Here is a 19,200-nt window from a genome sequence, read left to right on the forward strand (position 1 = left end):
GAGGCCCGCATGATCGACCCGGTGACCCTCGAGGGCGAGCCCGCCATCGGGCACTTCGACCAGAAGCGTGCCGAGAACGCGGTGCGCGAGCTGCTCATCGCCGTCGGCGAGGACCCGGACCGCGAGGGCCTGCTGGAGACGCCGGCCCGCGTGGCGCGCGCCTACCAGGAGATATTCGCGGGGCTGTGGCAGGAGCCCGAGGACGTGCTCACCACCACCTTCGACATCGGCCACGACGAGATGGTGCTGGTGAAGGACATCGAGGTGTTCTCGACCTGCGAGCACCACCTGGTGCCGTTCCGCGGTGTCGCGCACGTCGGCTACATCCCGGCCACCACCGGCAAGATCACCGGGCTGTCGAAGCTCGCCCGGCTGGTCGACGTCTACGCCCGCCGCCCCCAGGTCCAGGAGCGGCTGACCAGCCAGGTCGCCGACGCCCTGATGCGCATCCTGGAGCCGCGCGGCGCGATCGTCGTCATCGAGTGCGAGCACATGTGCATGTCGATGCGCGGCATCCGCAAGCCCGGCGCCAAGACCATCACCTCGGCCGTCCGCGGCCAGCTGCGCGACCCGGCCACCCGCGCCGAGGCGATGAGCCTGATCGCCGCGAGGTAGCGGCCCGGCGCAGCACGCAGCACGCCCGCGTCCGGCGGGCCGGTGGAGAACCGGCCCGCCGGACGCGTGTCCGGACGCTCCCGCTACTGCCGCGGCTCGCGGTCCGGCGGCGGGGCCAGGTGGTCGCTCATCCACTCCAGCGCCGCCGGCAGCTCCCGCCGCCAGGTCTCGAAGCTGTGCCCGCCGTCGTCCAGGAAGAGCGAGTCCACGGTGAAGTCCGGGTTGTTCGCCGCGACCTGCTGGGCCGAGGCCAGGAACTGCTGGGTCGCCTGGTAGTTGTCCTCGGTCCTGGTGCTGACCACCAGCAGCGCCGCGTGCGGGGCCGGCAGGTTCTTCAGCCGCCAGTTCAGGTCCGACTGCGAGGCGGCCTGCGCGTCGCCGTGGAAGAGGTCGCCGTCCGTCCAGCGGTCGTTCGGCACCTGGTAGTCCGCGTGCAAGGCGGCCGCGTTCGGGAAGGCGTCCGGATTGCGCATCGCCATCCGGAGGGCGCAGCTCCCCCCTGTGGAGTACCCGAACACCCCCCAGGAGGCGGAGGAGTGGCTCGCCCGGTAGGCGGACCTGATCGCGGTCGGGATGTCCTTGGAGAACCAGGTCTCCGAGTGGGGCCCGCCGGGCACGTCCACGCACTCGGTGTTCCGCGGCGGCGCCACCGTCGGCCGGGCCATCACCACGATCGAGGGGGACATCCGGCCGGCCTTCTCCAGCTCCGACACCGTCTGCGGCACCCGCAGGCCCTCCACCAGGTGCAGCGAGGGCCCCGGGTAGCCGCCGATGGCCAGCATCACCGGGAACCGTTCGCGTGCGTACTTGGGGATGAAGTACTCCGGCGGCAGGTAGACGAAGACCTGGTCGGACAGCCCGGACTCGCTGCCCGTCACCTTCACCGAGTCGACCCGCCCCACCTCCTCCGGCTTGCCGGCGGGCAGCACGTCCTTCACCGTCTCCAGCCCGCCCTCGGAGCTCGGCTCGACCAGCTTCTGGGAGTCCGGCGCCGCGCCCTTGGCCTGCTCCGAGCTGGTCAGCGCCAGCGCCGCCCCGCCCGGGTGCAGCAGGTCGTTCCACGAGGTGTAGAAGCTGTACGAGTTGTTCACCGCCAGCGCCATCGCGCCCAGCACCGAGACCTGAACCACCGTCAGCAGGCCGAGGCGCCCCAGCATCGGCAGCGGCCGCTGGCGGGCCAGCCGGGGCCACAGCCAGAGGGTGGCGACCAGGGCCACGGCCGCCGTCGCGATCAGCGAGTACACCAGCGACCTGCTGGTCAGTTCCATGGCGCGCCTTCCGTCGGGCGGGGGTGGGGCCAGGGTTCATCGTCCGTTCGCCCACGGTCCCGGGCCACCGGGGCTAGCCTGACCGGGCGTCGGATTCCGCCCCCGTCGCAGGTGCTCGTCCGGGTGCAACCGAGGCCCTAGAATGCGGCGTCCACCGAGTGCAGTGCGTGAACCACCGTCCCTGACGCGACGGCCGCTGCGTGCCGTCACCCGCGACCGTCCGCCCGGCCCCCCGGTCCCACACCGGCCCGGCGAGGACGGTCACCACCCGTCCCCAGGCTTCCCTCGGCCCGGGAGGCGCCCGCCCGGCCTGCCCGCCGGAGGGCCCTCCTTGACCAGCGGTTTGCTCGATCAAGGAATAGTCATGAAGGTCCATCACAACTCCTACTTCGGAGTGACAGGACGAGCCGGATCAGCCCCTACGCTGAACTTCCATGAGCGTTCCCGTGTCCGTTGAGCCGTCGACCGAGCAGCCCCGCAAGGGCGGGCTGCAGACGCTGCGCACCCAGGCCGCGGCCGTCCCCCGCGCCTGGCTTCCGGGCGTGGTGGGCTACGCCTGCCTCCTGATCGGCCTGCTCGACATCTGCAGCGCCGTCTTCCCGAAGCTGCGCCATACCCGGATGCACACCTTCGCCGGGCAGCTGCCGGGCGCGACCACCACGCTCGCCGCGGCCGGCACGCTCATGGTCGGCGTCCTGCTGGTGCTGCTCGCCCACGCGCTGCGCCGCCGCAAGCGGCGGGCCTGGCGCGCCGTCGTCGTCCTGCTGCCGGTGGGTGCCGCCCTGCACCTGCTGCGCTGGCACCAGACCGGCCCGGCCGTGATCTCGCTGGTGCTGTTCGCGGTCATCCTGATCCACCGTCGCGAGTTCTACGCCAAGGCCGACCCGCGCACCCGCTGGCGCGCGGCCGCCAACCTCGTCGTGATGGGCGCCTTCAGCGTCCTGCTCGGCCTGCTGATCGTGAGCGTCCACCCGAAGTCGGAGCTCGGCGACCCGTCGATGGCCCAGCGCCTGCAGGAGACGGTCTACGGCCTCTTCGGCTTCGACGGCCCGATCCGCTACGGCTCCGACCGGATCTCCGACCTGGTCGCCTACTCGCTCGGCGCGCTCGGCCTGCTGACCGCGTTCACCACCGCCTACCTGGCGCTGCGTCCGGAGAAGCCCGAGCCGGAGCTCACCGTCGAGGACGAGGTGAAGGTCCGCGAGCTGCTCGCCCGCCACGGCGCCCGGGACTCGCTCGGCTACTTCGCGCTCCGCCGCGACAAGAGCGTGCTCTTCTCTCCCTCCGGCAAGGCCGCCATCTCCTACCGGGTGGTCTCCGGCGTGATGCTCGCCTCCGGCGACCCGGTCGGCGACGTCGAGGCCTGGCCCGGCGCGATCAAGGTCTTCATGGCGGAGGCCCGCGAGCACGCCTGGGTGCCCGCGGTGATGGGCTGCAGCGAGGTCGGCGGCGAGGTCTGGACCCGCGAGGCGGGCCTGGACGCGCTGGAGCTGGGCGACGAGGCGATCGTCGACACCGCCACCTTCTCGCTCGCCGGCCGTGCCATGCGCAACGTCCGCCAGATGGTCAAGCGGATCGAGCGCAACGGCTACTCCTGCCAGGTCCGCCGGGTCGGCGACCTGAGCCTGGAGGAGCGCCGGGTGATCGCCGACGCCGCCTCCCGCTGGCGCGGCACCGACACCGAGCGCGGCTTCTCCATGGCGCTCGGCCGCTTCGGCGACCCCACCGACGACCGGTGCGTCGTCGTCACCGCCCACAAGGCCGCGGAGGAGGGCGAGCCGGCCGGCCCGCCCGGCAGCGACCTCAAGGCGGTGCTGCACTTCGTCCCCTGGGGCCCGGACGGCATCTCCCTGGAGCTGATGCGCCGCGACCGCGAGGCCGACCCCGGCCTCAACGAGCTGCTCATCGTCGCCGCCCTGCAGGCCGTGCCCGCGATGGGCGTCAAGCGGGTCTCGTTGAACTTCGCGATGTTCCGCTCCGCCCTCGCCCGCGGCGAGCGGATCGGCGCAGGCCCGGTGCTGCGCGCCTGGCGCGGACTGCTGGTGTTCCTCTCCCGCTGGTTCCAGATCGAGTCGCTCTACAAGTTCAACGCCAAGTTCCAGCCGATGTGGGAGCCCCGCTTCCTCGTCTACAAGCAGACCCGCGACCTCCCGCGGATCGGCTTCGCGGCGATGCAGGCCGAGGCCTTCATCACCCTCGGCATGCCCCGGCTGGGCCGTCCCAGGCAGCGGCAGGGCCTGATGCCCGAGCCCGACCAGGCCCGGCTGGCCGCGGTCACCGAGGCGGCCTGACCGCCCGCGGCGCACTCGCCCACTCCACCGCCCGCGGCGGGCACCGGCTCCCGGTGCCCGCCGCGGGCGTTCGTGCGGCCGCCGCGGTGGTCGGTCCCGCCTCCGCCGGGTGGCTCGATAATGGCCCCATGGACAACCCGCTGCCCGGCCTCCCGACCCTCGACCGCTGCGCCGTGATGGGGGTGGTCAACGTCACCCCGGACTCCTTCTCCGACGGCGGCCTGTGGCTCGATCCGGCCGCCGCGGTGGCGCACGGGCTCCGGCTGACCGCGCAGGGCGCCGACCTGATCGACGTCGGCGGCGAGTCCACCCGGCCCGGTGCCCAGCGGGTCACCGAGGCGGAGGAGCTGCGCCGGGTCGTCCCGGTGGTCCGCGAACTCGCCGCGGCCGGCGCGGTGGTCTCCGTGGACACCATGCGGGCGAGCGTCGCCGCGGCCGCCTTGGAGGCCGGCGCCCGGCTGGTCAACGACGTCTCCGGCGGCCTCGCCGACCCGGCGATGGCCGAGGTGGTGGCCGCCACCGGCGCGCCCTTCGTGGTCATGCACTGGCGCGGCCAGTCCGCCGACATGGACTCCCTCGCCGTCTACGACGACGTGGTCGCCGACGTCACCGCCGAACTCACCGCCCGGGTGGGCGCCCTGCTCGCCGCCGGGGTCAAGGAGGAACAGCTCGTCCTCGACCCCGGACTCGGCTTCGCCAAGACCAGCGAGCACAACTGGGCCCTGCTCGGCCGGCTCGACGCGCTCATCGCGCTCGGCCGCCCCGTCCTCGTCGCCGCTTCGCGCAAGCGCTTCCTGGGTACGCTGCTCGCCAACCCGGAATCCGGGGAGCTGCGCCCGGCCAGGCAGCGGGACGACGCCACGGCGGCGATCTCGGTGCTCTCGGCCAGGGCCGGCGCCTGGGCCGTCCGGGTGCACGACGTGGCCGGCACGGCGGACGCCGTACGAGTGGTCGCGGCCTGGCAGCAGGCCGCCCGAAGGGGGTAGGCGTGGCAGAAGCCCGGCAGGAGGCACAGTGCGGGACGAGGGCGAGGCAGGCCCGCCGAGCGGAGGCGGCGCGATGAGCGGCGGTGACCGGGCGGCGGCCCTGGAAGTGGACCGCGAGGCCGTACTCGCGGCGAACCATGCGCTCTACGAGGCGCTGGAGAACGGCGACCTGGAGGCCGTCGAAGCCATCTGGCTGGGCGCCGGGGACGCCGACGACAAGAGCGGCGTGGTCTGCGTCCACCCGGGCTGGCCGGTGCTGCGCGGGCGGGCCCAGGTCACCCGCTCGTACATGCTGATCATGGCCAACACCGAGTACATCCAGTTCTTCCTGACCGACGTCGAGTGCGAGGTGCAGGGCGATGTGGCCCTTGTCACCTGCACCGAGAACATCCTCTCCGGCGGCGAGGCCGAGGAGGAGGGCGAACTCGGCCCGCTGGTCGGCGGCAAGGTCGTCTCGACCAACCTCTTCCGCCGCACCCAGGACGGCTGGCGGATCTGGTCCCACCACGGCTCACCCGTACTGACCAGCGGAGACGACGAGGACGACGACTGACCGGGGAGGACGGCCCCGCCCCGCCGCCGGAACGGCACGAAACGTTCACGTCAATCGCCGATCCGGCGCGCGTGACGCCCCGCCCTGCCGGGTAGACGGTCTGGACCGCGGGCACCCGGAGGTAGATTCGAGGGATGGCGGGCGACGGTGCCCGCCTTCGCCCTGCCCTCGGTCGGGGCCGTCTTCCTGGGAGCAGTGATTCGTTTGCTGGACCGCGTCACCCTGCGGGGCCTGCGTGCCCGCGGCCACCACGGCGTCTTCGAACGGGAGCGCATCGAGGGCCAGACCTTCGTCGTCGACCTCGTGCTCTTCCTGGACACCCGGCCGGCCGCGGCGGGCGACGATCTCACCAAGACCGCCCACTACGGCGTGATCGCCGAGGAGGTCACCGCGGTGATCGCCGGCGACCCCGTCGACCTGATCGAGACGCTCGCCCAGCGCATCGCCGACCAGTGCCTCAAGCACGAGCCCGTCCAGGAGGTCGAGGTCACCGTGCACAAGCCGGACGCCCCGATCACCGTCCCGTTCGACGATGTGACCGTCACCATTCACCGGGGCCGCGCATGACGTGCCGGCCGCGTCGCCCCCGAGCCGCAGAGGGAACCCGATGAGCACCAGCGACCCGACCGCCTCGCCGACCACGTTCGACCTGGAGCGCCGGGTGGACAGTGCCGACTCCACCCTGCAGACCGTCCGCCACGCCGCGATCGCGCTCGGCGCCAACCTCGGCAACCGGCTGGAGACCCTGCAGGGCGCCGTCGACGCGCTCGCCGACACCCCCGGCATCAAGGTCACCTCCGTGTCCGGCGTCTTCGAGACGGACGCCGTCGGAGGCCCCGCCGACCAGCCGTCCTACTTCAACGCCGTGGTGCTGCTCCGCACCACGCTGCCCGCCCGGTCCCTGCTGGAGCGCGGCAACGCCGTCGAGGACGCCTTCGGGCGGGTCCGCGAGGTCCGCTGGGGCCCGCGCACCCTCGACGTCGACATCCTCGCCGTGGAGGGCGTCCTCAGCGAGGACCCGGAGCTGATCCTGCCGCACCCGCGCGCCCACGAGCGTGCCTTCGTGCTCGCCCCCTGGCTCGACGCCGACCCGGCGGCCGAGGTACCCGGCCACGGCCCCGTCGCCGACCTCCTCAAGGGCCTCGGCGGCGAGGACGCCCAGGGCGTCCGCCGCCGCGCCGACCTGCAGCTGCGCCTGCCGGAGTGACCCCGGCCGGACGGCCCGGCGGGCGGGGAACTTCCCCGGCCGCCGGGCCGTCCGTACAGGTGGCGTGCGAGGGCCCGGTACGGTGGGCAGGCACCGCCGCACCGCGACGGTCCGTCAGGGACAGCAGTCCGTCGCCTCCGCCGGGAAGGACATCGTCCGCGTGAAGCCGATCCGTCTCCGCCTGCTGCTCGGCATCACCGCCGTGGCGGGCGTGCTGTCCTGGTCCGGGGCCAAGCTCTGGGGATCGCTCGGCAGCCTGCCCGGCGTGCCGGCCGCGGCACCACTGGTGCTCGCGGCGGTCGCCGTCGTGCTGCTCGCCACCGCGATCTCGCTGCGCTCCCGGCTCAAGGCGGTCCGCGAGCGGCGGCCCGACGCCAAGGGTGTGGACCCGCTGCACGCCGCCCGGGCCCTGGTGCTCGCCCAGGCCAGCGCCCTGGTCGCCGCGGTGGTCACCGGCATCTACGCCGGCACCGGGGTCTACCTGCTGGAGCAGCTCGACATCGCGGCCCGCAAGTCGCAGGCCGTCACCGCCGGCTTCGCCGTGCTCGCCGGCGCCGCGGTGATGGCCGCCGCGCTCTGGCTGCAGCACATCTGCAAGCTGCCCGAGGACCACAACGGCCCCGGCCACCCGGCGGAGCCCTCACCCCGCTGACGAGGGTGGGGCGGGCCCGGTGCCCGGCTCAGCGGTGCGGGGCCGGGGTGGTCTCGGGGCCGTGGCCCGCGACCACCCGGCCGATGTTCGCCAGGGAGGCGGACGGGCCGTCCGGTGTCACGTCGAAATAGGCGGAGTGACTCGCGAAGGCGTGCTCCGGATCGCCGGGCGCCACCTCGAAGCGGTGCGCGCCGAAGCCTTCGTCCGCCGGGTCGCGGCCGAACCACAGCCGGTCCGGGCCGGCCGCCTGGGCGGCCAGGGCCGCGGCAGGACCACCCAGCAGCATGCCGCCGGCCACCGCCGTGCCGGCCGGGAGCCGGCCGACCGGGTCGTGCTCGGCCACCCCGACGTACACGTGGTCGCCGCCCACCTTCAGCCCGTCGGCCCGGTCCACCCCGACGCCCGGGCTGCCCACCAGCACCACGTCGTCCATCCCGGCGCCGTCCTGCCGGGCGGCGAGCCCCACCACCAGCGAGCCGTAGCTGTGCCCGACCGCGGTGACGTGCGCCGGGCTCCCGGGCCGGGCGGCCCGCAGCCCGCCCAGGAAGCGGTTCAGGTCCTCCGCGCCGGCCCGGGCCCGGCCGTCGCCCGCCACCTCGGCCGAGCGCAGGCTCAGCCCCTCGTTCGGCGGGGCGTCGTACCCCAGCCACACCATCGCCGCCGTCGTCCGGCCGCCCCCGCAGCCCGCCGCGGCCGTGCGGATCCGCTCGGCCCGTTCGGCGTCCCCGCGGCCCGCGTTGGCCAGCGCGGTGCCGAAGCCCGGCACGTACACCGCCACGTCGTCCGCGGTGTCCGGGTCGCCGTACGAGAGCACCGCCCTGCCCTGCCCCTCGGCGCCCAGCGCGAGCAGCAGGAGCGGACCGCCCGCCGGGTCGCCCTCGGCCAGCCGGGCGGCCACCGCCCGCAGGCCCTCCCGCACAGGGCCGGGCAGCACGTCCGGGTGCTCCAGCAGGCGGGAGAGCTGCAGCCGGTTGGCCCGGTCCCGGTCGCGGGCCGGCAGCCCGTCCAGGGCGCCCACCAGCTCGGGCCGCCCCTGCAGCAGCGCCTCCCGGGCGCCCGGGGCCAGGCCACGCCACCAGGCGGCCACCTGCACCGGCCCGGCCCCCGGCGGCGGCAGCAGCGCCCGAAGCGCGGCGTTCAGCGGCTCCCGAGGGTCGGCCAGCCGACCCAGGCCCGCCATCGCCGCGGCCGGGGTCAGCGCCCTGCCGTCCCGGGCGGCCGCGGCCAGCGCCGCCAGCCGCTCGGCGGCCGCCGCGTCGGCCCGCTCCGCCGCGGCGAGCGCGCCGGCCGGATCGGCGGACAGCGCGGCCTGCGCCACCCCGAACGCCTCCGCGGCCTGACGCAGCGTCTCCTGGACGATCGTCAGCTCCATCCACGCGGCCTGCAGCCGGCCGGTGGCCCGGTCGACCGCGGCGCCCGCCAGCTCGGCCGCGCGGCCCTGCCAGCCGGAGCCGTGCACCCGGCCCGCGGTCTGTCCGGCCCAGGCGTCGTGGTGGCCGTCCAGCGCGGCGATCAGGGCGCCGTACGCCGCTGCGACGGCGGGCAGTTCGGCCGGGCGGGCGGCGGCCAGGGCGGTGGCGTCCACCTCAGCCCGCCGCGGTGAGGCTGCGCCGGACGGACTCGTCGGCGGCGGTGTAGCCCTCGGCCGTCCGCACCAGGTCGGCGCCGATCGTGCCGAGGTCGTCCGCCAGCCGCTCGAACAGCCGGTGCCAGGCCTCCGCGCAGTCCCGCAGCGCGGCGGCCGTCCGCCAGCCGGGCAGTGCCGCCACCGCGGCGTCGGTCGGCGGGAGCACCGCCCGGGCGTCGGCGCGCAGCCGTTCGGCGGTCTGCCGGGCGGCCTGCCCGGCGGCGGTCAACTCGCCTGGGTGAACACGGAAGCCGGGGGACACGGGCGCCTCGCTCAACGGTCGGACGGACGCCCGTCATGGTAACGGCCCGTGACCGGTGTGAAGCGCCCGGTATTTCCGACGACCTGTCAAGAGCCGAATGAGTGGCGAGGCTGACAGGGCCCCGATTCGCACGCTAGTTTCTTGGCATGTCTCGTGGACGCCACCGTCATTCCTCCGTCCTCGGCCGCTACGTGCCACCCGCCGCCATCGGGGTGCTCGTGCTCGCCGCCGTGGCCGCACTGGTGGCCACACCCGATCCGGTGGTGGCACGTTCGGTCGGCGTCGCCGCCGTGGTCGCGGCCGTCGGGCTCGGCCTCCTGCTGCGCCAGCGCGACCGTGCCGCCCGCGGTGCCCTGCAGCTCGCCGCGACCAGGCGGCTGCGCCTGGAGGAGCGCTTCGAGGAGCAGCTCGCCGAGGCCGAGTACGCGGCCGAGGTCGCCGAGGAGCGGGCCACCCGCTTCGGCCGGCGGCTGACCGCCGAGAAGTCCCGGCTCGCCAAGGCCGAGACCGAGATCGCCCGCCTGCTGCGCGAGCGTGCCGTGATGGTCGCCGAGCAGGCGATGCGCGAGGCCGAGGCGGCCAAGCGCGCCCAGGAGGCCGCCCGCCCGAAGCACCCGGCCAGCCCGGCCGCGTACGTGCGGGCCGCCGCCGCCCTGCGCCACCTGGAACGCCTCGGCACCGAGGCGGAGGAGCGCCGCCAGGAGGGCGAGGCGCGGGCCCAGCTGGCCCTCCGGCCGCGGATGCCGCAGCCGGTGCCGGTCGCCCGGCCGCAGGCCCCGGCGGCCGAGCCCGTCACGGTCGTGGGGACGGCCGTCGACCGGCCGTCCACCGCCCCGCAGCCGCTCACCGCGCCGCCCGCCGTGCGGCCGCGGACGGGCACCGTCGTGCCGTCCGCGCGCGTCCGGGCCGTCGGCCGGGGTGCCGGATTCAGCTTCTTCGGCCGGCCCGCCACCGCCGCGGCGCTCCGCGCGGCCGCCCCGGCGCCCGCCGTCGGCGACCTGGCCGACGTGGTGGGCGACGAGGCGCTCGCCGAGAGCGTGCGCTACTCCGCCCCGGCCGACCGGCCGCAGCAGGCCGAGCAGGCGCCGGCCGCCCCGGCGGAGGAGGCCGAGCACGGCCGCCCCGAGGTGGTCGACCTGACGCCGCACGAGGACACCGAGATGCTGCAGCTCCCCGAGCTGCGGGCGGGCCGCTCCTGACGGGGCGCCGGAGAACGTCGAACGGGCGATGCCCGGGAACCCGACGGTTCCCGGGCATCGCCCGTTCGTGGAGCACCGGACGTTGACGGCCCGGTGGCTGCCGGTGCGTCAGACGTTGACGCCGAAGTCCTGTGCGATGCCGACCAGGCCCGAGGCGTAGCCCTGGCCGATGGCGCGGAACTTCCACTCCGCGCCGCTGCGGTACAGCTCGCCGAAGATCATGGCCGTCTCGGTGGCGGCGTCCTCGGACAGGTCGTAGCGGGCGATCTCGGCGCCGCCGGCCGCGTTGAGCACCCGGATGTAGGCGTTGCGGACCTGGCCGAAGCTCTGGCCGCGGGTGACCGCGTCGTAGATGGAGACCGGGAAGGTGATCCGGGTGACGTCGGCCGGCAGGGCGGCCAGGTTCACGTTGATCTGCTCGTCGTCGCCGGCGCCCTCGCCCGTCCGGTTGTCGCCGGTGTGGACGACCGAGTTGTCCGGGGTGCTGGTGTTGTTGAAGAAGACGAAGTGACGGTCGGAGTACACCTTGCCGTCGTTGTTCAGCACGATCGCGCTGGCGTCGAGGTCGAACTCCGCACCGGTGGTGGTGCGGATGTCCCAACCGAGGCCGACGGTGACGGCGCTCAGGCCGGGGGCCTCCTTGGTCAGCGAGACGTTGCCACCCTTGGAGAGGCTCACGGGCATGGTGTGTGTGTCCCTTCGGTCGCTTTTGTTCGGAAGAACGCTGCTCGCGGGGGCCATGGTTCCAGGCCCGGCCGAATTTCTCGTACGAACCGACGCGTGGCGGCGTGCCGTAGGCGCGCGGGGGCGGCCGGGCGCCGGTCAGACCCGGGGGAAACGGCCCTGCACGGTCCAGATGTTCGGATTGTCGGCGAGGCCCTCGTGCAGGTCCGTCAGATCGGCCAGCACGTCCTGCAGGAAGTCGCGGGCCTCGCGGCGGAAGTCGGCGTGCCGGACGACCAGCGGCTCGGCGTCCCGCAGCCAGGTCGCGGTGATCTCCACCCAGCCGAAGCGGCGGGCGAACCGGAGCAGCTCGGTGTTCTGGGTGAAGTCCAGGTCGGCGGTCTGCACGGCCGCGGCGCGGCTGCCCTGCGGGTCCAGGTCCACCTGCTCGGCGATGTCGCACAGCGCCCACGCGAAGTCGAGCACCGGCACCCAGCCCCAGCGCGTCTCGACGGCTTCGCCGTCCACCTCCAGGTAGACGTCGCCGCAGAACAGGTCGTGCCGCAGGCTCCGCACAGGGGCCTGCCGGTAGTCCGTCTGCGGCGGGTCGGGGAAGCGGTTGGACAGGGAGTACCCGAGCTCGATCACGACGCCATTCTCTCAAGCGCGCGGGACGCACCCCCGAGGTGCCGCCCACCGGGCTGCCACCGGGGTGCCCACCGGGCTTCTCGCCGATAACCGCGTGACCCGGGGCCGGGCGGGGCGGGATGATGGACGCATGTCCGAGCCCATCCGCGTACGGGGGTCGGTGGTCGTCCCCGACGCCGAGCTCGTCTGGCGCTTCTCGCGTTCCTCCGGCCCCGGCGGCCAGCACGTGAACACCTCCGACACCCAGGTCGAGCTGCGCTACGACCTCGCGGCGTCGGCGGCCCTGCCCCCGGTGTGGAAGGAGCGCGCCCTGGAGCGCCTCGCCCACCGCCTGGTGGACGGCCGGGTGCTGGTCGTCCGGGCCTCCGAGCACCGCTCGCAGTGGCGCAACCGGGAGACCGCCGCCGCGCGGCTGGCCGCGCTGCTCGGCGAGGCCACCGCCCCGCCGCCGAAGGCCCGCCGGGCGACCAGGCCGACCCGCGGCATGGTCGAGCGCCGGCTGGAGCACAAGCGCCACCGCGCGCAGCTGAAGCAGGGCCGGGGCCGGGTCCGCCCGGCGGACTGACGCCGCGCCGGCGGCCGGCGGTGCCGTCAGCCGAGCCTGCGGTAGTCGCCGCGGAAGTAGAGCAGCGGCTTCGCGCCGGGCTGCTCGACCCGCGCCTCCAGCACCCGGCCGACCACCAGGACGTGGTCACCGGCGGGAACGCGCTGCTCGGTGCGGCACTCCACGGTCGCCAGAGCACCCTCGACCAGCGGTGCACCGCTGTGCTCCCCGCGGCGGTGCGGGGTGTCGGCGAAGAGCAGCCGGTCGCTGAGCCGGCCCTTCATGGCGAACCGGGAGGCGGCGGTGCGCTGCTCCTCCGCGAGCACGGACACCGCCCAGGTCTCGGCACGGGTGAGCACGTCGTCCATCCGGGAGTCCTCGCGGACCGAGATCAGCACCAGCGGCGGCTCCAGCGACACCGACAGGAACGAGGTCGCCGTCATGCCCGCGTCCTCGCCGTCCTCGGGGTCGTTGGCGGTCACCAGGGCCACGCCCGAGGCGAGCTGGGAGAGGGCGGCCCGGAATTCGTCGGGGCCGGCCGTACGGGTGGGCGAGGGTTGCGAGGAGGTGTGCACGTACCGCACGGTAGTCCGCGCCCGTGCGGAGCGGAATCGGGCCCTGGTCGTAGGACCGCGGGCCGGTACGGGCGGTCGGGCTGCGGGGCGATGTCACGGTTCGTCCCGGTATGCGACCGCCCGGCGGCGCCGGGGCACGGGCAAGTGATGTGATTTGAGTCACAAGTGACGGCCTATTGCTGACCGAGCGTGCCTATCGCTGTGCTCGCTGTGATTCAGTTCTTCTGGCAATCGGACGATAACCATCACCGCCAATCCGAAGCAGCCGGGGAGCCCCCGCATGGAAGCCGAGTCGGAGCCCTACGTCCGCCTCGCGACCCTCCGCACCTTGCACCGGGTCGTGGCGGACCTCAACGCTGCCCGCAGCCTGGCCGGCACCCTGCAGGCCGTGGTGGAGGGCGCCGTGCACGGGCTCGGGTTCGACGCGGCCGCGGTGAGCCTCGTCCGGCCCGACGGCGACCTGGTGGTGGCGGCGGTCTGGGAGCTCGAGGAGAGCGGGGTGGGCGGCCCGGCGGTGCTGCTCGGCCAGGTCGGCTCCCGCGAGTCCTGGGACCGCATGCTCAGCGTCAGCGACCACTGGGGCACGCTGCGCTTCCTGCCGTACGACCGGGGCTGGGCGATCGGCACCGACGTGCCGACCTGGACGGGCGACGGCCCGCTGCCGACCTACGCCAACGACTGGCACCCGCGGGACTTCCTGTTCGCCCCGATGTACAGCGCCGGCGGCGACCTGCTCGGCGTGCTCTCGGTCGACCGGCCGCGCGGCGGCAAACGGCCCGGCGCCTGGACCCGCGAGGCGCTGGAGATGTTCTCCCTGCAGGCCTCCATCGCGATCGGCAACGCCCGGCTGCGCGCCGAGATGCAGCGCGCGCTGGCCCGCCTGGAGAAGGAGCAGCAGGCGCTGCGGGCCAGCGAGGAGAGCTTCCGTCAGGCCTTCGAGTACGCGCCCAGCGGGATGGCCATCACCGAGCTGCACGGCGCCGCCCGCGGCCAGCTCACCCGGGTCAACGACGCGCTCTGCCGGCTGCTCGGACGGCCGCGGGCGACCCTGCGCCGGCAGAGCTTCGCCGACCTCGTCCACCCCGAGGACCTCGCCCTGCTGCACCGCACCAGCGCCGAGGGCGGCCGGGCCGAGCTGCGGCTCTCCCGCCGGGACGGCGGCTACCAGTGGGTCTGCCTGCGCAACTCGGTGGTGGCGGACGCCGGCGAGGGCCCGAGCTTCCTGCTCACCCACGTCGAGGACATCGAGGACCGCAAGCGGCACGAGCTGCAGCTGGCGCACCGGGCCAGCCACGACGCGCTGACCGGCCTGCCGAACGGCGCCGAGCTGCGCACCCGCCTCGGCCGCCGGCTGTGCAGTCTGCCGCCCACCGCGCACGACCACGGCCCGGCCTTCGCCCACCCCGGGTTCTCGTACAGCGCGCACACCGCGTTCGACGGCCCGGGCGGCCCGACCGCGCTGACGCACGGCTACGGCTCCTCCGACCCGGCCTTCGACCGCGACCTGGAGGCCTTCGCCGCGGGCGAGGTGCTGAGCCGCTTCGACCACGACCCGGCGCACCTGCACACCGTGGTGCCCGCGGAGCCGCCGGACGGCCCGGAGCCGTGGACCGGCGCGCACCGCGGGCCCGGCATGCCGGACAAGGGCCTGGCGGTGCTCTTCTGCGACCTGGACGGCTTCAAGTCCATCAACGACCGGTTCGGCCACAACGCGGGCGACGCGGTGCTGATCGAGGTCGCCCGCCGGCTGCAGCAGGCTGTCCGGGAGGGCGACACGGTGGCCCGGCTCGGCGGCGACGAGTTCGTGGTGCTCGCCGACGGCATCGGCCGCGAGGAGGCGAAGGACCTCGCCGGGCGGCTGCGCAACGCGATCATCCCGCCGATGCGGATAGACAACCGCGCGATGCGGGTCGGCGTCAGCCTGGGCATCGGCTGGGCGGGTTGCGGCATGTCGATCGAGGAGGTGCTGCACGCCGCCGACGAGCGGATGTACGACGAGAAGCGGGCGCGTGGAGGTTCCGTGAGGGGAGCGCGCGGGGAGCGTTCCCACCGTCGCGCCGGGTAACAGGTGCGCTGATCGGCTTTCCCTGTGGTCGGCCCCGGCAGGTAGGGTTCCGCTGGTACGAGCGTCCATCATCTGCCCGGGGAGTGAGCACCGTGACCACGGACGGCAGCAACGGCGCGCCCGAGGGCGCGGGCGAAGACGACCCGTTCGCCTACCTCTACCGCCCCGCCGACGGCTCGGCCGCGCCCAGCCAGCCGCGCAGCTCGTACAGCCGCCCGATGGAGGTCGGCCGGGCGCAGTACGGCCAGCAGGCCGCGCGCCCCCAGCAGCAGCCCTACCCTCCGCAGCAGTCGTACGGCCAGGGGCAGCAGACCACGCCGCTGCCGCCGCAGCAGAGCCGGTACGCCGAGCGCTCCCGCCCGCAGGCGGGCGAGGAGCGGGAGACCTCCGGGCGCGGCAAGGGCGCGGTCATCGGCGCGATCGCGGTGATCGCCGCGGTGGCGATCGGCGCGGGCATCGCGCTCTCGACCGGGGACCCGGGCAAGAAGGACAAGGCCGGGCCGAACCCGACCGCGGCCTCCGCGCAGGCCTCGACCGGCGCCCCGGCCTCGTCCTCCGCGTCGGCGAGTCCGACGCCCGACAGCAAGCCGGTCTCCGACGCCTCCAAGCTGCAGGCGCAGAACGCCCCGGCCGCGAGCAGCGTGAAGGGCGCGGTCTCCGCGGACGGCAGCTATCTGACGCTGCAGGGCGGATCCACGGTGACCTGGACGGTGGTCGCCCAGCAGGCCGGGCAGGCCAAGTTCTGGCTGCACTTCAACAACACCGGCTCGGACACGCCGGCGCAGGTCACCGTCAACGGCAAGGAGCACCCCAACGGGGTGACGTTCAAGAACTACTCCAAGGGCAACGCCGACGCGGACCGCGCCTGGTACAGCACGAACATATGGCCGCAGCTGGTGGCCGGGACGAACACCCTGACGGTGACCATCCCGGCCGGCGGCGGCAGCATCCTGCTCGACCAGGTCGCGCTGACCGACATGTCGGTCAGCGACTACCCGAAGAGCTGACCACGGCGGCGAGGCGGGCGACCGCGGCGGTCATCGCCGCGCGCCCCTCGGCGAGGTAGCGGCGCGGGTCGGTGACCCGCTCGTCCCCGGCCAGGTGCCGGCGGACCGCCGGGGTGAAGGCGGTGTTGAGCGCCGTCCCGATGTTGACCTTCACCAGGCCGGCCGCGATGCCGGCCGCGAGCTGGCCGTCCGGCACCCCCGAACTGCCGTGCAGGACCAGCGGAACGGGCACCGCCGCGGCCAGCCGGGCGATCAGGTCGTGGTCCAGGGCGGCGGTGCGGGTGGTCATCGCGTGCGAGCTGCCGACCGCGACGGCGAGCGCGTCCACCCCGGTGTCCGCGACGTACCGCTCCGCCTCCGCCGGGTCGGTGCGGGCGCCCGGGGCGTGCGGGGAGAGCGGCGGCTCGCCCTCCTTGCCGCCGATCCGGCCGAGCTCGGCCTCCAGGTGCAGCCCGTGCCGGTGCGCCCAGGAGGCGGCCTGCGCGGTCGACTTGACGTTGTCGTCGTGCGGCAGCCGGGAGGCGTCGTACATCGCGGAGGAGAATCCGGCCGCCGGTGCGGCGTGCAGCAGGTCGAGGTCCTCGACGTGGTCGAGGTGGAGCGAGAGCGGCACCCCGGCGGCGGCGGCGATCTCGGCGCAGGCGCGGGCGAGCGGCAGCAGCCGGCCGTGGTAGCGGACGGCGTTCTGACTGATCTGCAGCACGGCGGCGGTGCCGGCCTGTTCGGCCCCCGCGGCGACCGCCTCGGCGTGCTCCAGGGTGATCACGTTGAAGGCGGGCAGACCGCGGCGGTCGGCCGTCGCTGCGGCGAGCAGGTCGGCGGTGGCGGCAATGGGCATGGCTGTCCCCCAGGGGGTGAGTGACGGGACGCGGTGCCGCCACTCACCCCCGGTGGGACGGGGGTCAGACCGAGACGGTCCTGGCGAGGCGGTCCGCGCCGGTGATCCACTCGCCGCGGCGCATCACCGCGACGAGGTCGTACGTGAGGGAGTCGAGGACGACGAGGTCGGCGTACTTGCCCGTCTCCAGCGACCCGACGGAGTCCGACAGGCCGAGCAGCCGGGCCGGAACGGCGGACAGGGACTCGACGGCCTGGTTCAGGCTCAGGCCGTTGACGGTGACGGAGCGCCGGAACGCCACGTCGAGGGTGAGGGTGGAGCCGGCGATGGAGCCGCCCTCGACCAGCCGCGCGACACCGTTCTCCACCCGGACCTCCAGCGGGCCGAGCGGGTAGAGGCCGTCGCCCATGCCGGCCGCGCCCATCGCGTCGGTGATCAGCGCGACCCGGCCGGAGCCGGCGGAGCCGTAGGCGAGGTCCAGCACCGAGGGGTGCAGGTGGACGCCGTCGTTGATCAGTTCCACGGTGACCCGCTCGTCCTCCAGCAGGGCGACGATCGGACCGGGGGCGCGGTGGCCGATGGCGGGCATCGCGTTGAACAGGTGGGTGGCGACGGTCGCGCCGGCCTCGATGGCCTCCAGGGTCTTGGCGTAGTCGGAGTCGGTGTGGCCGACCGCGGCGATCACGCCGAGGTCCGCGAGCATCCGCACGGACTCCAGTCCGCCCGGGAGCTCGGGGGCGAGGGTGACCATACGGGCGGTGCCGCGGGCGGCGTCCACCACCTTGCGGACGACCGCCGGGTCGGGGTCGCGCAGCAGGGCGGGGTCGTGCGCGCCGCAGCGGCCCGGCGAGATGAACGGGCCCTCGAAGTGCACGCCGGCCAGCACGCCGTCCTCGACCAGCTCGGAGAGGACGGCCGCCTGCCGGCAGACCTCGTCGATCTCGCCGGTGACGGTCGAGGCGACCGTGGTGGTGGTGCCGTGCGCCCGGTGGGTGCGGGCCGCGACCACCGCCTGCTCGGCGTCGCCGGCGGCGTACGAGGCGCCGCCGCCGCCGTGCACGTGCAGGTCGACGAAACCGGGGACGACCGTGTACCCGGTGAGGTCGAGGTCGGAGAGCTCCGGCTCGCCGCCGAGGGCCGCGATGCGCGGGCCGTCGACGGTGAGCCGGCCGTTCTCGACGACGCCGCCCGGCAGGACGAGTCGGGCGCCGGCCAGTGCAATGCGGTCCGCGGTCACGCGGTCACCTCCGTGGAGAGCAGATCCCAGGCGAGCAGACCCGCGCCCAGGGAAGCGGCGGTGTCTCTGAGCATGGCCGGGACGACCACGGGGGGCATCTGGAAGGTCAGCCGCTCGGAGACCGCCGTACGCAGCGGTGTGAAGAGCGTGTCACCGGCCTCGGCCAGCCCGCCGCCGACGATCACCGTGGACGGGTCGAGCAGGCTCTGGGCCAGCACGATGCCGTCCGCGAGGGCGTCCACCGCGACCTGCCACACCTCCGCCGCCCGCGGGTCGCCGGCCTCGACGGCGGCCGCGCAGGCCGCCGCGTCCGCGTCCGGGTCGCCGCAGGCCTCGGCCCAGGCCCGGGAGACCGCGGAGGCCGAGGCCAGGGTCTCCAGGCAGCCGCGGGCGCCGCAGCCGCAGAGCGGTCCGCCGGGGCGGACCACCACGTGGCCGATCTCGCCGCCGTAGCCGTGCGCGCCCGCCTCGATCCGACCGCCGATGCCGATGGCGCCGGCGATGCCGGTGCCCAGCGCGACGAACAGGAAGCGGTCCACGCCGCGGCCGGCGCCGATCCGTCCCTCGGCCAGCCCGCCGGAGCGGACGTCGTGGCCGAGGGCGACCGGCAGCCCGCCGAGGCGCTCGCCGAGGAGCTTGCGCAGCGGCAGGTCGCGCCAGCCGAGGTTGGCGGAGAAGACCGCGATCCCGTTCTTCTCGTCGATCGTCCCCGGCACCGCGACGCCGGCGGCGACGGGAGCGCTCCCGAGACGGGTGCGGCCCTCGTCCGCCAGTTCGGCGGCGAAGTCGAGGATGGTGGCGACGACGGCGTCCGTGCCGTGCTCCCGCCCGGTCGGGCGGCGTGCTTCGAGCAGCACGGAGCCGTCCTGGGCGAGCAGCGCGGCTTTCATGCCGGTGCCGCCCACATCGAGTGCGATGACGTGCTTCACGGGGGACAGTCTCCCTTGAGCCGGTCCGAGAGGT

20 protein-coding genes are annotated in these 19,200 nt (G+C 74.8%); 11 read left to right on the plus strand and 9 right to left on the minus strand.

Annotated elements, in window-relative coordinates:
* Positions 1–9: 9 nt before the first annotated feature.
* Positions 10–615, plus strand: coding sequence for a GTP cyclohydrolase I FolE (folE, locus tag AB0P35_RS07725; RefSeq protein ID WP_095873605.1), 606 nt, complete (start codon positions 10–12; stop codon positions 613–615).
* 83 nt (positions 616–698) lie between these two features.
* Here the strand turns inward: folE and AB0P35_RS07730 are convergent, their stop codons facing one another.
* A complete protein-coding gene (locus AB0P35_RS07730) occupies positions 699–1,883 on the minus strand; it encodes an alpha/beta hydrolase-fold protein (RefSeq protein WP_363507824.1) in 1,185 nt (394 codons plus the stop codon).
* Between the two features lie 434 nt (positions 1,884–2,317).
* On the opposite strand from AB0P35_RS07730, the gene AB0P35_RS07735 reads away from it, so the two are divergent.
* The 6 genes from AB0P35_RS07735 to AB0P35_RS07760 all read left to right on the plus strand — a co-directional run bounded on the left by AB0P35_RS07735 (position 2,318) and on the right by AB0P35_RS07760 (position 7,572).
* Entirely contained in the window at positions 2,318–4,174 is a 1,857-nt protein-coding gene (locus AB0P35_RS07735) for a phosphatidylglycerol lysyltransferase domain-containing protein (protein ID WP_363507827.1), read from the plus strand.
* Positions 4,175–4,302: 128 nt separating this feature from the next.
* Positions 4,303–5,160, plus strand: a complete 858-nt coding sequence (folP, locus tag AB0P35_RS07740; protein ID WP_363507830.1) for a dihydropteroate synthase — start codon at positions 4,303–4,305, stop codon at positions 5,158–5,160.
* A gap of 73 nt (positions 5,161–5,233) precedes the next feature.
* Positions 5,234–5,713 (plus strand): nuclear transport factor 2 family protein, encoded by a 480-nt coding sequence (locus tag AB0P35_RS07745; RefSeq protein WP_363507833.1) that lies wholly within the window; start codon positions 5,234–5,236, stop codon positions 5,711–5,713.
* A 207-nt stretch (positions 5,714–5,920) separates the two neighbouring features.
* On the plus strand, positions 5,921–6,280 hold the full coding sequence (folB, locus tag AB0P35_RS07750; protein ID WP_095875504.1) for a dihydroneopterin aldolase: 360 nt from the start codon (positions 5,921–5,923) through the stop codon (positions 6,278–6,280).
* A gap of 40 nt (positions 6,281–6,320) precedes the next feature.
* On the plus strand, positions 6,321–6,920 hold the full coding sequence (gene folK / locus AB0P35_RS07755; RefSeq protein ID WP_363507836.1) for a 2-amino-4-hydroxy-6-hydroxymethyldihydropteridine diphosphokinase: 600 nt from the start codon (positions 6,321–6,323) through the stop codon (positions 6,918–6,920).
* A 160-nt stretch (positions 6,921–7,080) separates the two neighbouring features.
* Positions 7,081–7,572: a DUF3180 domain-containing protein gene (locus tag AB0P35_RS07760; RefSeq protein ID WP_363507839.1), complete on the plus strand. Its 492-nt coding sequence runs from the start codon at positions 7,081–7,083 to the stop codon at positions 7,570–7,572.
* A 28-nt stretch (positions 7,573–7,600) separates the two neighbouring features.
* On the opposite strand, the gene AB0P35_RS07765 is transcribed toward AB0P35_RS07760, so the two are convergent.
* Both AB0P35_RS07765 and AB0P35_RS07770 read right to left on the minus strand, forming a co-directional pair.
* Entirely contained in the window at positions 7,601–9,157 is a 1,557-nt protein-coding gene (locus tag AB0P35_RS07765) for an alpha/beta hydrolase (protein WP_363507842.1), read from the minus strand.
* 1 nt (position 9,158) lies between these two features.
* A complete protein-coding gene (locus AB0P35_RS07770; protein WP_363508131.1) occupies positions 9,159–9,461 on the minus strand; it encodes a type VII secretion target in 303 nt (100 codons plus the stop codon).
* A gap of 146 nt (positions 9,462–9,607) precedes the next feature.
* On the opposite strand from AB0P35_RS07770, the gene AB0P35_RS07775 reads away from it, so the two are divergent.
* On the plus strand, positions 9,608–10,660 hold the full coding sequence (locus tag AB0P35_RS07775; RefSeq protein ID WP_363507845.1) for a hypothetical protein: 1,053 nt from the start codon (positions 9,608–9,610) through the stop codon (positions 10,658–10,660).
* A gap of 108 nt (positions 10,661–10,768) precedes the next feature.
* On the opposite strand, the gene AB0P35_RS07780 is transcribed toward AB0P35_RS07775, so the two are convergent.
* Both AB0P35_RS07780 and AB0P35_RS07785 read right to left on the minus strand, forming a co-directional pair.
* Positions 10,769–11,344: a TerD family protein gene (locus AB0P35_RS07780; RefSeq protein WP_095873598.1), complete on the minus strand. Its 576-nt coding sequence runs from the start codon at positions 11,342–11,344 to the stop codon at positions 10,769–10,771.
* Between the two features lie 138 nt (positions 11,345–11,482).
* On the minus strand, positions 11,483–11,971 hold the full coding sequence (locus AB0P35_RS07785) for a hypothetical protein (protein WP_095873597.1): 489 nt from the start codon (positions 11,969–11,971) through the stop codon (positions 11,483–11,485).
* A 130-nt stretch (positions 11,972–12,101) separates the two neighbouring features.
* On the opposite strand from AB0P35_RS07785, the gene arfB reads away from it, so the two are divergent.
* Positions 12,102–12,536: an alternative ribosome rescue aminoacyl-tRNA hydrolase ArfB gene (gene arfB, locus AB0P35_RS07790; RefSeq protein ID WP_095873596.1), complete on the plus strand. Its 435-nt coding sequence runs from the start codon at positions 12,102–12,104 to the stop codon at positions 12,534–12,536.
* Positions 12,537–12,562: 26 nt separating this feature from the next.
* On the opposite strand, the gene AB0P35_RS07795 is transcribed toward arfB, so the two are convergent.
* Positions 12,563–13,090 carry a flavin reductase family protein gene (locus AB0P35_RS07795; protein WP_095875502.1) on the minus strand — a complete coding sequence of 176 codons (528 nt, stop codon included), beginning with the start codon at positions 13,088–13,090 and terminating at the stop codon, positions 12,563–12,565.
* A gap of 280 nt (positions 13,091–13,370) precedes the next feature.
* On the opposite strand from AB0P35_RS07795, the gene AB0P35_RS07800 reads away from it, so the two are divergent.
* Together AB0P35_RS07800 and AB0P35_RS07805 are read left to right on the plus strand one after the other, a co-directional pair.
* Positions 13,371–15,155, plus strand: a complete 1,785-nt coding sequence (locus AB0P35_RS07800; RefSeq protein ID WP_095873595.1) for a sensor domain-containing diguanylate cyclase — start codon at positions 13,371–13,373, stop codon at positions 15,153–15,155.
* A gap of 83 nt (positions 15,156–15,238) precedes the next feature.
* Positions 15,239–16,162: a hypothetical protein gene (locus AB0P35_RS07805; RefSeq protein WP_363507851.1), complete on the plus strand. Its 924-nt coding sequence runs from the start codon at positions 15,239–15,241 to the stop codon at positions 16,160–16,162.
* Here AB0P35_RS07805 and AB0P35_RS07810 read toward each other — a convergent pair.
* The 3 genes from AB0P35_RS07810 to AB0P35_RS07820 form a co-directional block, all read right to left on the minus strand.
* Complete coding sequence (locus AB0P35_RS07810; protein WP_363507854.1) at positions 16,140–17,000, minus strand: class II fructose-bisphosphate aldolase; 861 nt, start codon at positions 16,998–17,000, stop codon at positions 16,140–16,142. The genes AB0P35_RS07805 and AB0P35_RS07810 overlap by 23 nt on opposite strands.
* Positions 17,001–17,064: 64 nt before the next feature.
* Positions 17,065–18,237: an N-acetylglucosamine-6-phosphate deacetylase gene (gene nagA, locus AB0P35_RS07815; protein ID WP_363507857.1), complete on the minus strand. Its 1,173-nt coding sequence runs from the start codon at positions 18,235–18,237 to the stop codon at positions 17,065–17,067.
* A complete protein-coding gene (locus AB0P35_RS07820; protein WP_363507860.1) occupies positions 18,234–19,166 on the minus strand; it encodes an ROK family protein in 933 nt (310 codons plus the stop codon). The genes nagA and AB0P35_RS07820 overlap by 4 nt, the downstream gene beginning before the upstream one ends.
* Between the last annotated feature and the right edge of the window lie 34 nt (positions 19,167–19,200).

This window comes from Kitasatospora sp. NPDC085879 (assembly GCF_040686255.1).
In the GTDB taxonomy this organism is placed as follows: Bacteria; Actinomycetota; Actinomycetes; order Streptomycetales; family Streptomycetaceae; genus Kitasatospora.